Annotated in this window: 11 protein-coding genes and 1 pseudogene; 5 read left to right on the forward strand and 7 right to left on the reverse strand. The window is 61.6% G+C overall.

Annotation, left to right across the window (positions count from 1 at the left end; translation table 11 throughout):
- The first annotated feature begins 7 nt into the window (after positions 1–7).
- Together htpG and AC07OJ_RS10865 are read left to right on the forward strand one after the other, a co-directional pair.
- Positions 8–1,912 carry a molecular chaperone HtpG gene (htpG, locus tag AC07OJ_RS10860; protein ID WP_495094515.1) on the forward strand — a complete coding sequence of 635 codons (1,905 nt, stop codon included), beginning with the start codon at positions 8–10 and terminating at the stop codon, positions 1,910–1,912.
- Between the two features lie 173 nt (positions 1,913–2,085).
- Positions 2,086–2,814, forward strand: coding sequence for a dienelactone hydrolase family protein (locus AC07OJ_RS10865; RefSeq protein WP_065901536.1), 729 nt, complete (start codon positions 2,086–2,088; stop codon positions 2,812–2,814).
- Positions 2,815–2,899: 85 nt separating this feature from the next.
- Here AC07OJ_RS10865 and AC07OJ_RS10870 read toward each other — a convergent pair whose 3' ends face one another.
- Positions 2,900–3,766, reverse strand: a complete 867-nt coding sequence (locus AC07OJ_RS10870) for a pirin family protein (RefSeq protein WP_495094516.1) — start codon at positions 3,764–3,766, stop codon at positions 2,900–2,902.
- Between the two features lie 64 nt (positions 3,767–3,830).
- Complete coding sequence (locus AC07OJ_RS10875; protein ID WP_065901531.1) at positions 3,831–4,247, reverse strand: OsmC family protein; 417 nt, start codon at positions 4,245–4,247, stop codon at positions 3,831–3,833.
- A 140-nt stretch (positions 4,248–4,387) separates the two neighbouring features.
- Here AC07OJ_RS10875 and AC07OJ_RS10880 point away from each other — a divergent pair, with 140 nt between their 5' ends.
- The 3 genes and pseudogenes from AC07OJ_RS10880 to AC07OJ_RS10890 all read left to right on the forward strand — a co-directional run bounded on the left by AC07OJ_RS10880 (position 4,388) and on the right by AC07OJ_RS10890 (position 7,133).
- Positions 4,388–5,410 (forward strand): amidohydrolase family protein, encoded by a 1,023-nt coding sequence (locus tag AC07OJ_RS10880; protein ID WP_495094517.1) that lies wholly within the window; start codon positions 4,388–4,390, stop codon positions 5,408–5,410.
- A 97-nt stretch (positions 5,411–5,507) separates the two neighbouring features.
- Positions 5,508–6,278, forward strand: a pseudogene (locus AC07OJ_RS10885) (MCP four helix bundle domain-containing protein); the annotation flags it as partial.
- Entirely contained in the window at positions 6,270–7,133 is an 864-nt protein-coding gene (locus tag AC07OJ_RS10890) for a methyl-accepting chemotaxis protein (protein ID WP_404940335.1), read from the forward strand. The pseudogene AC07OJ_RS10885 and the gene AC07OJ_RS10890, both read left to right, overlap by 9 nt.
- 177 nt (positions 7,134–7,310) lie before the next feature.
- On the opposite strand, the gene fabB is transcribed toward AC07OJ_RS10890, so the two are convergent.
- From fabB to AC07OJ_RS10915, 5 genes are all read right to left on the reverse strand, one after another.
- The gene (gene fabB / locus AC07OJ_RS10895; protein WP_017134470.1) at positions 7,311–8,531 is read right to left on the reverse strand and encodes a beta-ketoacyl-ACP synthase I; all 1,221 of its coding nucleotides are present in this window, start codon (positions 8,529–8,531) and stop codon (positions 7,311–7,313) included.
- Positions 8,532–8,542: 11 nt separating this feature from the next.
- Positions 8,543–9,058 (reverse strand): 3-hydroxyacyl-[acyl-carrier-protein] dehydratase FabA, encoded by a 516-nt coding sequence (gene fabA, locus AC07OJ_RS10900; protein ID WP_010211704.1) that lies wholly within the window; start codon positions 9,056–9,058, stop codon positions 8,543–8,545.
- A gap of 249 nt (positions 9,059–9,307) precedes the next feature.
- Positions 9,308–11,209: an ATP-binding protein gene (locus AC07OJ_RS10905; protein ID WP_120448002.1), complete on the reverse strand. Its 1,902-nt coding sequence runs from the start codon at positions 11,207–11,209 to the stop codon at positions 9,308–9,310.
- Positions 11,206–12,141: an ABC transporter substrate-binding protein gene (locus tag AC07OJ_RS10910; RefSeq protein WP_495094518.1), complete on the reverse strand. Its 936-nt coding sequence runs from the start codon at positions 12,139–12,141 to the stop codon at positions 11,206–11,208. Before AC07OJ_RS10910 ends, AC07OJ_RS10905 begins: the two co-directional genes overlap by 4 nt.
- A gap of 1 nt (position 12,142) precedes the next feature.
- Complete coding sequence (locus AC07OJ_RS10915) at positions 12,143–14,263, reverse strand: TonB-dependent receptor plug domain-containing protein (RefSeq protein ID WP_495094519.1); 2,121 nt, start codon at positions 14,261–14,263, stop codon at positions 12,143–12,145.
- Positions 14,264–14,357: the final 94 nt, after the last annotated feature.

Genomic DNA, 14,357 nt, shown 5'->3' on the forward strand with positions numbered 1-14,357 from the left:
GATGACCATGAGTGTGGAAACTCAAAAGGAAACCCTGGGCTTCCAGACCGAGGTGAAGCAACTGCTGCACCTCATGATCCATTCGCTGTATTCCAACAAGGAAATCTTCCTTCGCGAATTGATCTCGAACGCCTCTGACGCTGTCGACAAATTACGTTTCGAAGCCCTGTCCAAGCCTGAATTGCTGGAAGGCGGCGCCGAACTGAAAATCCGCGTGAGCTTCGACAAGGACGCCAAGACCGTCACCCTCGAAGACAACGGCATCGGCATGAGCCGCGAAGACGCGATCACCCACCTGGGGACCATCGCCAAATCCGGCACTGCCGACTTCATGAAAAACCTCTCGGGCGACCAGAAGAAAGATTCGCACCTGATCGGCCAGTTCGGCGTGGGCTTCTACTCGGCCTTCATCGTCGCCGACAAGGTGGAAGTCTTCAGCCGCCGCGCCGGCCTCGACGCCAGCGAAGGCGTGCATTGGTCCTCGAAAGGCGAGGGCGAATTCGAAATCGCCACGATCGACAAGGCTGATCGCGGCACGCGCATCGTCCTGCACCTCAAGTCCGGTGAAGATGAATTCGCCGATGGCTGGCGCCTGCGCAACATCGTCAAGAAGTACTCCGACCACATCGCCCTGCCGATCGAGCTGCCGAAAGAACCAGCGGCCGCCGAAGGCGAAGAGGCACCTGCCCAGGAATGGGAAGTGGTCAACCGCGCCAGCGCGCTGTGGACCCGTCCGCGTACCGAGATCAAGGACGAGGAATACCAGGAGTTCTACAAGCACATCGGTCACGACTACGAAAACCCGCTGAGCTGGAGCCACAACAAGGTCGAAGGCAAGCTGGAATACAGCTCGCTGCTCTATGTGCCGGCCCGCGCGCCGTTCGACCTGTACCAGCGTGAAGCGCCAAAAGGCCTGAAACTCTACGTACAGCGCGTGTTCGTCATGGACCAGGCGGAATCCTTCCTGCCGCTGTACCTGCGCTTCATCAAGGGCGTGGTCGACTCCAACGACCTGTCGCTGAACGTGTCGCGGGAAATCCTGCAAAAAGACCCGATCATCGACTCGATGAAGTCGGCGCTGACCAAGCGCGTGCTCGACATGCTGGAAAAACTGGCGAAGAACGAGCCTGAGCAATACAAGGGCTTCTGGAAAAACTTCGGCCAAGTCATGAAAGAAGGCCCGGCGGAAGATTTTGCCAACAAGGAAAAAATCGCCGGCCTGCTGCGTTTTGCCTCCACCCAAGGCGACGACGGCGAGCAGAACGTTGCCCTGGCCGAATACCTGGCACGCGCCAAGGAAGGCCAGGACAAGATCTACTACCTCACCGGCGAAACCTACGCGCAGGTCAAGAACAGCCCGCACCTGGAAGTCTTCCGCAAGAAAGGCATCGAAGTGCTGCTGCTGACCGACCGTATCGATGAGTGGCTGATGAGCTACCTCAACGAGTTCGACGGCAAATCCTTCGTCGACGTGGCTCGTGGTGACCTGGACCTGGGTAACCTCGACTCCGAAGAAGAGAAGAAAGAAGCCGAAGAAGTCGCCAAGTCCAAAGAAGGCCTGGTTGAGCGGATCAAGGCGTCCCTGGGCGACGTGGTCAGCGAGGTGCGGGTTTCCCACCGCCTCACCGATTCCCCGGCGATCCTGGCTATCGGCGAGCAGGACCTGGGCATGCAGATGCGTCAGATCCTGGAAGCCAGCGGCCAGAAGGTACCGGACTCCAAGCCGATCTTCGAATTCAACCCGGCTCACCCGCTGATCGAGAAACTCGACGGCGAGCAGAGCGAAGAGCGTTTTGGCGACCTGTCGCACATCCTCTTCGACCAGGCGGCCCTGGCCGCTGGCGACAGCCTGAAAGACCCGGCCGCCTATGTGCGCCGACTGAACAAGCTGTTGGTGGAACTGTCGGTTTAACACCGTTGTAGAAAAACCCGCTTCGGCGGGTTTTTTCATTTGTAGCGCTTCATTGCAGGTGCACGTCTGTCGATGAAAAACTCGATGGCACTGCGTTCATTCAGGATGCTCGCGCTATTGTTGACGTTCTTCCCGAGCAAGCGTGCGCCTACACACCTCAACTGGAGTAAATGATGAGCCAAGTCACTGTGCGTTCCGTGGTCTATCAGATTGATGGCCAGTCTTATGAAAGCCGCCTGGCATTCGATGCCAGCCACAAGGGCCCGCTGCCGGGTCTGCTGATGGCGCCGAACTGGATGGGTGTGAGTGCGGGGGCCGAAGAAATCGCCAAGACCGTCGCCAGCAAAGGCTATGTGGTGCTGATCGCCGACCTGTACGGGCAAACGGTGCGCCCATCGAACGGCGATGAAGCCGGTGCAGCGATGATGCCGCTGAAAAATGACCGCCCGTTGTTGAACAAGCGCATGCAAGCAGCGTTTGAGCAACTGCAAGGCCAGACCGAAGCCGCAGTGGACACCTCGAAACTGGCTACCTTTGGCTTCTGTTTCGGTGGCTGCTGCTCTCTGGAGCTGGCGCGTACCGGTGCGCCGCTCAAGGCTGCCGTGTCGTTCCACGGCACCCTCGACACGCCGAACCCGGCGGACGCGAAGAACATCAAGGGTTCCGTGCTGGTGCTGCACGGTGCTTCCGACCCGTTGGTGCCGAAAGAGCAACTGCCGGCCTTTGAAGATGAAATGAACGCGGCCGGTGTGGATTGGCAACTGCTGAGCTACGGCGGCGCGGTGCATTCCTTTACCGACCCGCATGCCAATGTGCCGGGCAAGATGATGTACGACGCAAAGACCGCTGCGCGGGCTTTCCAGTCGATGCATAACTTGCTGGATGAAGTGTTCAAGGGCTGAAGCTTGAGCGCCTGTCAGGGCGTCTTAGCGGCCAAGCCTACTCCCACAACACAGTTGAATGTGGGAGCTGGCTTGCCTGCGAAGGCTATCTGACAGGCAACTCGATCCTGTCGGTTTCTCCCGGCACCGTCGGCCAATCCCCAGCCGCCCAGCGCTGCCTGGCCTGCTCGATCAGCGCCGGATCGCTCGCGACAAAATTCCAATTGATCCGCCGTGGCCCATCCAGTGGCGCGCCGCCAAACACCACCAAGTGGCAATCACTGTCGGCAAACAACGTCATTGCCTGCCCGGGCTCCAGCACCACCAGGCTGTTGACATCCAGCACCTCGCCGTCCAACTGCGCTTCACCGTCCAGCACATACACGGCGCGTTCCTCATGCTCATCCGGGATCAGCAGGGTAGTGGCCGTCTGCATCTGCACCTCGGCATACAGCGTGGGTGACAGCACCGGCACCGGCGATTTCAGGCAAAAGCCGCTGCCCGCGATCATGCGGATCGTCACACCCAGATTGTTACTCACCGGCAGGCTCGCGGCTGGGTGATGGCTGTAGTGCCCGGGTCCGTTTTCGTGGTCCTTGGGCGAAGCCAGCCACACTTGCAGCCCGTGCAGGCTGAAGCCACTGGCCTTGAGCGCCTCGGGCGTGCGCTCGACGTGGGCAATTGCGCTGCCGGCAGTCATCCAGCTGACATCGCCGGCCTGTACCACCTGGTCCGAACCCAGGCTGTCCTTGTGCTGCAGTGCGCCGTCGAACAGGTAGGTCAGGGTCGACAGGCCGATATGCGGGTGCTGGCGGATATTCATGCCGCTGCCCGGTGCGTAGCGGGTGGGCAGCATATGGTCGAAAAACACAAAAGGCCCGACGCTGCGGCATTCCCGCGAAGGCAGCGGGCGCAGGATGGGCTGGCCTTCGACATCTTCGGGGCGCGGGCGGATCACGGTGAGGGCGGTCATGGTGCATCCCAGTCTGAGCGGGTTAGGTGGCTTTGAGCATAACCCGCCCGACGGGAGGTTGCCGCTATTGGCTGAAGGCGCCTTCCGATAATGTTGTCTCGATGGTGACTTCGGCCGTGGTCATCAGCTTGTGCACCGGGCAGCGATCTGCCACGCGATGCAGTTCGTCGCGCTGCTCGTCAGTCAGCACGCCCTTGAGGGTCAGCTTGACGGCGAGCTTGTATTTACCCTTTTGCTCTTCACTGGCGTCGTGGCTGACTTCTACGGTCACGCCGGTCAGCGGGATGTCTTTTTTCTGGGCGTAGAGCTTGACGGTCAAGGCCTTGCACGAGGCCAGCGCGGCATCGAAGTAGTCGTGGGGGGAGGGCGCCGAATCGTCACCGCCCAGGCTTTTGGGCAGGTCGGTAAACAGCTCGTGGTTGTTGATGTTGACGCTGTGACGGAAGTTGTCGGCGTTCAACGTATTGACGGTAACAGGCATGGCAAACCTCACAGAGTGGCAGGATGAAGGTCATGCAGTTATAGAGCATGCTGGCACTTCGGTGTTCCGCGATTTTTGCCGGCTGAACCCCGGCAAGGCGCGCAAGGTCTACCAGAGTCAGCCCCTATCGAGGTTTTATCGTGCCCTGGACCCGCCTGAGTCTTGCCCTGTTACTCACTGCCACCAGCCTGGCCGTCCACGCGCGTGACTATGCCTACAGCGACGCGCACCTGCATTACGTGGATTTTTTCCAGGAGACGGCAGGCATGGACAAGCTGCTCAAGGCCATGGCCGATAACCGCATCGAGCACGTGATGATTTCCGGTATCCCGGTAGCGAAGAAGTGGCACGAAGACGAACCCAAGCGCCCGCGCTACTACGCTGGTGATGACGCCGATGCCTATTGGTACAGTGCCACCGATGTGATCGTTGCGGCGGCGGTGACTAAACTGACGCCTGAACAGCGCCAGCACTTTCATCCCTTCCTCAGTGGCTTCAACCCCAACGACAAGAACTCGGCCGCGCACATCCAGCGCATGCTCGACCTCAATCCCGGGCTGTGGCAAGGCATCGGCGAGGTGTTCACCCGCCATGACGACCTGACGGCCCTGACATCCGGCGATACCCCGCGCGCGAATAACGAAGCCATGACCCGCATCTATCACCTGGCGGCCGAGAACGACCTGCCGGTGATGCTGCACTCCAATATCACCTCCAAGCGCGAACGGAATCCGCTGTACCTGGCCGAAGTGGAGGAATCACTGCGCAACCATCCGCACACGCGCTTTATCTGGGCGCATGCCGGCACCAGCAAGGAAATCCATCGCCACCAGGTGCAGATGGATTTTTTACTGCCCACCTTGAGTCGGCTGCTGGAGGCCTATCCCAACCTGTACATCGACCTGTCCTGGAGCATGCTCACGCCTTACTTGCTGGATGACGCGGGTAAGCCTCGGCCAGAGTGGACAGCGTTGGTGGAGCGCTTCCCGGAGCGTTTTATGCTGGGGTCGGACGTGGTAGGGCGTTTCAACAAGCTGGGTAAGGAGATGCACCGCTTCGAGCCCTTCCTCGACGCGCTCCCTGAGGACATTGCCCACAAGGTGGCGCGGGATAACTTCCTGGCCATCCTGCCTAAAGCGCCTCGCGATTTGCCTCCTCGTTGATATCGCGTTTTGGTCTTACGCAATCGGGCGAGGACGCCGATAACGTTCAGGAGACCGGCTGCAGGTGGATGCAGCGCTTCTGGAAGGAACCTACGCAATGAATGTTCGCAGTTTGAATATCGCCCCACGCGCCGGCTTGGGCTTTGGCGTATTGGCATTGATGGTGTTTGCCCTGGGCGGCTTTGCCCTTTTGCAGATGGCCAATATGCGCCAGCAATCGGATCAGGTGGAGAACAACTGGCTGCCCAGCGTGATGGCGGTGGGGGAGATGAGCCAGGACCTGCTGCGGGTGCGCGCGCTGACCTTGCGCTTGCTGCTTAACCGCGAGCCCGAGGCGCTGGCGCAGAACGAGCGCAAGCTCAATGACCTCAAGAGCGGCTTGCATCACGCGCAGACCCTTTACGAAGCGCTGATCGTGCTGCCCGAGGAGCGCACGCTGTTTGACCGCTTCAAGGTCCAGGAACAGCAATACCTGCAACGCCAGGAACAGGTGATGGGGTTTTCCAGGGCCAATCAGCTGGAGGACGCTATCAGGGTGGTCAACGGCGAGATGAATCAACTCGCCGATGAGATGGCCGCGACCCTGCGCGACCTGGTCAATCTGAATAAGACCAACGCCAACCTGGCGGCAAGCCTGGCGCAGAGTGTGTTCAGCCAGTCGCGCAGTTGGGTGATCGGCATGATCGTGCTCACGGCGTTGATTACCATCGGGCTGGCGGTGTGGCTGACGCGCAGCATTGTGTTGCCACTGGCGCAGTCGTTGAAGGTCGCCCAGGGCGTTGCCAGTGGCGATCTCACCGGCAACATAAGCGTCACCGGCAACGACGAGCCCGCGCGCCTGCAGCAGGCGCTCAAGGGCATGCAGGAGAACCTGCGCGACACTATCCGGCGTATTTCCGAGTCGTCGAACCAGTTGGCGTCGGCTTCCGAGGAACTCAGTTGTGTCACCGAGGACGCCACGCGCGGCCTGCATCAGCAAAACCAGGAAATCGAACAGGCGGCCACGGCGGTCAACCAGATGACGGCAGCGGTGGAGGAAGTGGCGAGTAACGCCGTGGCCACCTCCCAGGCCTCGCGCGAGTCCGACCGCATTGCCCAGCAAGGGCGTGAGCAGGTGCACCAGACGGTGGTGTCCATCGAGGCGCTGGCCACTGACGTGACCGACAACGTGACGCAGGTCGAGGACCTGGCGCAAAAGGTCTATGGCATCAGCAAGGTGCTGGACGTGATCCGCTCGATTGCCGAGCAGACCAACCTGCTCGCACTGAATGCGGCCATCGAGGCGGCGCGGGCCGGGGATGCCGGGCGCGGCTTTGCGGTGGTGGCCGATGAAGTGCGTGCCCTGGCCCATCGTACCCAGCAGTCGACCCAGGAAATCGAGCAGATGATCAGCGGCATTCAGCAGGGCACCGACCAGGCGGTCAGTTCGATGCAACAGAGCAACAGTCGCGCGCGTTCCACTCTGGATATCGCCAAGTCGGCGGGGATGGCACTGGAGGAAATTGCCTCGGCGTTTACCTTGATCAACGAGCGCAACCTGGTGATCGCCAGTGCTTCCGAGCAACAGGCGGCGGTGGCGCGGGAGGTGGATCGCAATTTGATGAACATTCGCGACCTGGCGCACCAGACATCGACCGGGGCGAACCAGACCAGCGCGGCGAGCCAGGAGTTGTCGCGGCTGGCGGTGGACCTGAATTCGATGGTGGCGCGGTTTTCAGTGTAGGGCAGCAGGTCGAGCTGGCGCCATCGCAGGCAAGCCAGCTCCCACATTTGGCTGTATTCACACTTCAAAATGCGGGAGCTGGCTTGCCTGCGATAGAGGCGCCGCGGTCTCGCCTGTAATCACCCACAAAAAAGCCCCGAACCAGTCGGGGCTTTTTATTGGGTCGAGCTACAGGTCTTACTTACCCTGCCAGCGTTTCAGTACCAGGGTGGCGTTGGTGCCACCGAAGCCGAAGCTGTTGCTCATCACGGTGTCGATCTTGGCGTTCTCGACGGTCTTGGTCAGGATCGGCATATCGGCGACGACCGGGTCGATCTCGTCGATGTTGGCCGAACCGGCCATGAAGTTGCCTTCCATCATCAGCAGGCAGTAGATCGCTTCGTGAACGCCGGCGGCGCCCAGGGAGTGACCGGACAGGCTCTTGGTGGAGCTGATGGCTGGCGCCTTGTCGCCGAATACCGCACGCACACCTTCCATTTCCTTGGCGTCACCGACCGGAGTCGACGTGCCGTGGGTGTTCAGGTAGTCGATTGGGGTATCCACGGTGGACATGGCCATCTGCATGCAACGGATGGCGCCTTCACCGCTTGGCGCAACCATGTCGTAGCCGTCGGAGGTCGCGCCGTAGCCGACGATTTCCGCGTAGATCTTGGCGCCACGGGCGAGGGCGTGTTCCAGCTCCTCGACCACCACCATGCCGCCACCGCCGGCGATGACGAAACCGTCACGCTTGGCGTCGTAGGCGCGGGAGGCCTTCTCCGGAGTTTCGTTGTACTGGGTGGACAGTGCGCCCATGGCGTCGAACAGGAACGACTGGCTCCAATGTTCTTCTTCACCGCCGCCGGCGAACACGATGTCCTGCTTGCCCAGCTGGATCTGCTCAACGGCAGTCCCGATGCAGTGGGCGCTGGTGGCGCAGGCGGAGGAAATCGAGTAGTTCACGCCCTTGATCTGGAATGGCGTGGCCAGGCAGGCGGAAACGGTGCTGCCCATGGTCCGCGTGACGCGGTAAGGGCCTACACGCTTGACGCCTTTTTCGCGCAGGATGTCCAGCGCTTCCATCTGGTTCAGGGTGGATGCGCCGCCCGAACCGGCGATCAGGCCGGTGCGTACGTTCGAAACCTGGTCTTCGCTCAGGCCGGAGTCGGCAATCGCGTCTTTCATGGCCAGGTAGGCATAGGCGGCAGCGTGGCCGACGAAGCGGTAGATCTTGCGATCGATCAGTTCTTCGAGGGGCAGGTCGATGGAGCCGGAAACCTGGCTACGCAGACCCATTTCGGCATATTCCGGGTTGAAGCGGATGCCAGGGCGACTTGCACGCAGGTTAGCGGTGACGGTCTCTTTGTCATTGCCCAGGCAAGAAACGATGCCCAGACCAGTGATAACGACGCGGCGCATGCGGATAACCCTTAAAAGTTGTCAGTGGAAGTGAATACGCCGACCCGAAGGCCTTCGGCAGTATAGATCTCGCGACCGTCGACGCTCACCGAACCATCGGCGATGGCGAGGTTCAGCTTGCCCTTGAGGACGCGCTTGATCTGAATGTTGTAGGTGACTTTCTTGGCGGTCGGCAGGACCTGGCCAAAGAACTTCACTTCGCCCGAACCCAGGGCACGGCCGCGGCCCGGCAGGCCTTGCCAGCCGAGGAAGAAACCGACCAGCTGCCACATGGCGTCGAGGCCCAGGCAGCCCGGCATCACAGGGTCGCCTTCGAAATGGCAGGCGAAGAACCACAGGTCCGGGGTGATATCCAGCTCGGCGACCAATTCACCTTTGCCGTACTTGCCACCCTCTTCGCTGATATGGGTGATGCGATCCACCATCAGCATGTTCGGGGCGGGCAGTTGCGCGTTACCTGGGCCGAACAGCTCACCGCGACTGCAGCGCAGCAGGTCTTCCCGAGTAAAGGCGTTTTGTTTGGTCATGCGAGCTCCTCAATAATCCCATGCGGCAGGGTAGGGCAAATCTTCCCGAACCGAATGAAGCGTTCATGCTTCATGTCGGCAGCCTACACATAGACTATTGCGTTGTAGTGAAAGTCACAGCGGCAAGGTACTGAATGTACACTTGTTCACTGAAATTTTAAACCGGGCCTGTTTATCGGCCCGTTTGGGTGCCTAAGACTGCCGCACTTTCGTCTTTCACGCCAGTCGGAAGTGGCTGATGGCGCGGCGCTATTGCACCCAACGCTGCAGTATTTGCTGCAAATCCGTGCGTTTGAACGGCTTGGCCAGGTAATCGTTCATTCCCGCTGCGAGACACGCCTCACGGTCGCCCTGCAGGGCGTTCGCGGTGAGGGCGATAATCGGCAGGTCGGCGCAGCCCGGCAACTGGCGAATCTGGCGGGTCGCTTCATAGCCGTCGATCAGCGGCAGCCGGCAATCCATCAGGATCGCAGTGAAAATCAGGCTCTCGGCGCTGCGGATCGCCTCGGCGCCGTCGGTGGCCAGACTGACCTGGAAGCCCAGGCTGCGCAGCATGGCTTCGACCACCGTGCGGTTCACCGGATTGTCCTCCACCAGCAACACATGGCGACCCTCTCCGGCGCTGGTCTTGCCTTCGGCGTTGGCGGCAATCGCCGGCACGCTGTGCTGGTCGATGGCCAGCGGGATTTCCAGGGTAAACACCGAGCCACGGCCTTCTTCGCTCTGGGCGCGCAAAGTGCCACCCATGCGCTCGGCCAGGGTACGGGCGATGGGCAGGCCAAGGCCGGTGCCGCCGTAACGTCTTGAAATGGAACTGTCAGCCTGCTGGAACGCATCGAACATCAATTCCAGGCGTTCGGCGGAAATCCCGATGCCACTGTCGCGCACGGTGCAGGTGAACCACACCAGTTCATGGTCCAGGGTCTGCCAATGGGGCTCGACGCTGACGGTGCCGTGCTCGGTGAACTTCAGCGCATTGCCGATCAGGTTCACCAGGATCTGGCGGATACGCGTCGGATCGCCCTGCACCCGCAGGGTGTCCATGCCGGGCGGGATCGGCAGCTGCAGCGCCAACCCGCGCTGCTGGGCGCTGTGCTGGAAGGCCTGGGCGCAGCTGTTGATCAGGTCCGCCAGGTTGAACGGAATGTGCTCCAGCTCGAGGGCGGCGCGCTCGATGCGCGAGAAGTCGAGGATGTCGTTGATGACCTTGAGCAGGTGCTCGGTGGACTCCGAGGCCAGCGCCGCGTATTCGGTCTGCTCCTCGGTCATCTCGGTGGTTTCCAGCAACTGCAGCATGCCCAGCACGCCGTTCATCGGCGTGCGCAGCTCATGGCTCATCATCGCCAGGAAGTCTGACTTGGCGTTGTTGGCGCGCTCAGCCTCCTCGCGGGTCTGGATCAACTGCGCCATGGCCTGCTGCTGTTCGCGACTGGCCTGGTTGAGGCCTTCGGCGAGGTTGTTGATATGCCGCGACAGGTCGCCCAGTTCCGAGTCATCGACAATCGGCAGCGGCGTCTTGTAGTCGCCTTGCTGGATGGCTTTCACCGCGTGGCCCATGGCGCTGATCGGCTGCGACAGGCTGGCGGCCAGGCGCCGTGCGAGCAGGAAGGTAAACAGCAGGGCGAACAGCGCGAGGATCCCGGCCTTGAACAGGATTTCCTGCTGGCGCTGGCTGAACGCATCGTTGGACATGCCGACAATCACCCGGCCCAGGTAGTCCGCGCGGGGTGCCTTGGGTTCGTTGAGGTTGTCCTGGAAAAAGTCGTTGCCCAGCTGGATATGCTGCAGGCGGATCGGCGCCTGGAAGACTTTCACCGACAGCGAGCGGTCATGTTTTTCCGAGGGCTGCTCGACGTAGACGAGGATGTTCTCGCTGCTGTCCTGGATCTCCAGGAAGCGCACGTGGGGCGTGGCCAGCGTGGCGCGCAGCAGGCTGTCGAGCACGTCGTTGTTGCCGGAAATCACCCCGTATTCAGTGGCCGGCGCCAGTTGGTTGGCGATCAGTTGGCCGGTGTGGTCGAGTTCCTGGCGCAGGTCCTGGATACGCACGAAGGTGAAGAAGCTGATCAACAGCAACGTCAGCAACAGCGCCGGGCCCAGGGTGATGAGCTGGGTGCGGGTGTTGATGTCCCAACGACGACGCAAGGTCATGGGTGTTTTTCTCCTTCGGCCAATCGGGCGGCGACGCTGGCGTCGTCCACCTGTTCGATGCCCAGTGAGCGCGCAACTTGCGGGTTGCCGACGACTTTGAAGTGTCTCGGGTACAGCGCGCGCGGCCAGGTGGCGGGCGGTTGCTCAAGCAAATGGTCGAGCACGGTCAGCCAGTCGGCCTGGTCGCTGTAAGTGCTGGCCAGGCTGCCGGCCCGCACGAACCCGGCGTTCGGTCCCACCAACGGCAATTGTTGGGCGTAGCTGCTGAGCAACAGGTTCTTCGCGGTTTTCGGGTTGTAGAGTTGTGGATCGTCGAGGCCGAGCAGCACGTCGCTGTTTCTGAACAGCGATTGCAGCGGGCGGCTGTCGTTAATGTTGTCCCAGCGCTGTGGCACGATTTCCAGGCCCAGCAGCGTGGCCTGCTGGCGCAACTCGGGCAGCAGGAATTCGCTGTCGGCGCTGTAGAGCACGCCAATGCGCTGCGCTTGCGGCAGGATATTGTTGATCAGGCGCAGTTGGCGCTCCAGCGGCGGGTCGCTCCACAGCAGGGTAATGCGTGGATGCTGGGTGCTGCCCGGCCGTTCATGGGCTTGCAGGCGGCTGATGCGCAGCACCAGGGTCGGCGGGCCCTGCGCGTCCTGCAGGCGCCAGTCGAGGCCGGGCAGGTCGAGCAGGATCAGGCGGGTCGTGGCCGGCAGGTGGCTGGGGGCCGGCAGGTCCTTGAGGGGCGTGAAGGTGACGTGGTCGTGCGGTCGTTGCTCGGCCAGGGCCCGGGTAAAGGCCTGCACGCCGGCGCCGTCCTCGGCAGCGGTCAACAGGATCTCGGCACTCCAGGCCGGTGTGGCCAGCAACAGACAGGCCAGCAGCACGCTGCGCCGGCAGAGTGTGTAGAGGTCAATAAAGAAGAAGGTCATCCGTGACGAGTCGCCCATATCAGAACTCTAACTCCGCGCTGAAGTAGAGTACGTGACGGTGGTCGTAATTGTTATCGGCCCATGTCGTGGGCTGGTTATCGAGGCGTTGTTGCAGCATGCCGGCCAGCTCCACATTGGCTTTGCCCAGGGCAATACGCTTGGCCACGCGCAGGTCGACCCGTTCGAAGCGATATTGGTTGAGTGCGTCGTCGCCATAGTAGAACAGCGCGCTGGACCAGCCGTGGCCCCATTCGCGCAACCAGCCGGCCGAGCCACTGTTACGCGCGGTCTGCGCTTTGTCCAGCGGATTGCTGGAGCTGGCATCCACATAAGCATAGGTGAGCCGCAGGCGGTCGGCGTTGCTCATGCGCCAGTCGAATTGCGATTCGGCACCGCTGAACCGTGCGCTGTTGGCGTTGCTGGCAATGTACTGGTTGTTGCGCAGCGGCGAGCTGATCATGTCGGTGATTTCGTCGTAGAACAGCTTGACGTCCATGTTCAGCCCGATATCGGCAAAGAAACCGTTGTAGCCCAGTTCCCGCGAGCGCATCAGTTCTTTGTCGAGGTTGCCCGGGCCGCGCGTCTTCACGAAGTACTGGCCGCTGGTCTGGCCATAGGCCGGGGAGCTGAGGTTGGTGACGCGATAGCTCCAGTTGACATTGTTTTCGAACATGTCCGGCGAGCGGATTGCCTCGGAGTACACCGCGCGCAGGCCGTGGCGCGGGTTGATCAGGTAGTTGACCGCCACCCGCGGCGTCAGCGAGTTGCCGCTCAGGTGCGTGTCTTCATACATCGCGCCGCCCTGCAGCAGCCAATGTTCGCTGGCGCGCCATTCCAGTTGGCCGAACAGGCGCCAGGTGGTGTCGTCCAGGGTGCCGTTGAAGTAGGTGTCGGAATCGGCCCGGTCGTAGCGATAATTCATACCGCTGACCAGGCGCAGGCTGTCGGACAGGCTGAGGGTGTCCTGGACCTCGATGTCATAGCGGCTTTCGCGGGTGCTTTGGTCGATATCGCCGCACACGCTCTGGTTGTTGCCGTCGCGCCACTGGTCCAGCACCCGGTTGGCCAGCGCTTGCTCGGCAGCGCTGCCGGGTGGCGCGCTGCCCTGGCTGTAGGTGTCCATGTGGCGGGCGAGCCGCTCGGCGTAGTTGGGGTTCATCTGCCACAACTGGGTCAGTTCCGGACTGAACGAGACCTTGGCGTCGCAGGCCTTCCAGACTTGCTGGCGGTCCCACTGTTGCGCAGAGCCCTGGATGTACAGGCTGTGGTCGGGGTTGAAGTCGAAATTCCAGCGCAGGGAGCCGGCATAGTCCTTGGATTTGACGTCGGAATTGTTACCGCCTTCGGTAATCCCAGCGAAGACCGGGGTGTAGGTATAAGGCCGTTGATTGGTGCCTTCCTTGGCATCCAGTTGCCAGTCGATACTCTGCTGCGCATTCAACGTCTGGCTCACCGCCAGGCTGAAGCGGTTGAGGCGGCGGCTGTCACGGCGATCGGCGCCGCTGGCGTCAGTGTCGAAACCGTCGTCCTGCTGGCCGGACAGCGACAAGCGCAGATCGCCGGTTTCCCAACCCACGCCCTGGCTGGCATAGAAGTCATTGATGCCCCGTTCGCCGCGCACCACCTTGACCCTTGAGCCATGGCTGTTGGCCGGCGAGCGCGTGAGGATATTGACCACCGCCATCAATGCATTGGCGCCGTAACTGACGGTGTTGGGCCCGCGAAAAACCTCGATGCGCTCGATGTCTTCCATGGCCACCGGAATATCGCTCCAGTCCACCGTGGCCAAGCCGGCGCGGTACACCGAGCGGCCGTCGATCAGCACCTGCATGCGCCGCGCATCGCTGGCGCTGGTGCCGTGGTAGTTCACTGCCGCCTGGTTGCCGGTGGTGTAGCCGACCATCATCCCCGGTACCAGGCGCAGCAGTTCGCTGATGTCGCGTGCGCCGCTGGCCTTGATCAGCTCGCTGTCGATCACGGTCATGCTGCCGGGCACCGCGGCGGCCGATTGCTTCAGGCGCGTGGCGGTCAACACTTGCGGCAGCGGCTGGCTGTCGAGGAACAGGTCGTCGGCCAATACCGGTGCACTGCACAACAGCATCAGCCACAGAGATGAACGGGGAGGAGGGCCCAAATACACGGCACGGCCTTGATAATTACGGATAGCCGCCCATGTTAACTGAGGTAGGGTCTTTTGCCAGTCGTCGGACTTGCAATTACTTCACCCGCGCGCG

This window comes from Pseudomonas sp. GW821-FHT09C08 (genome assembly GCF_059418125.1).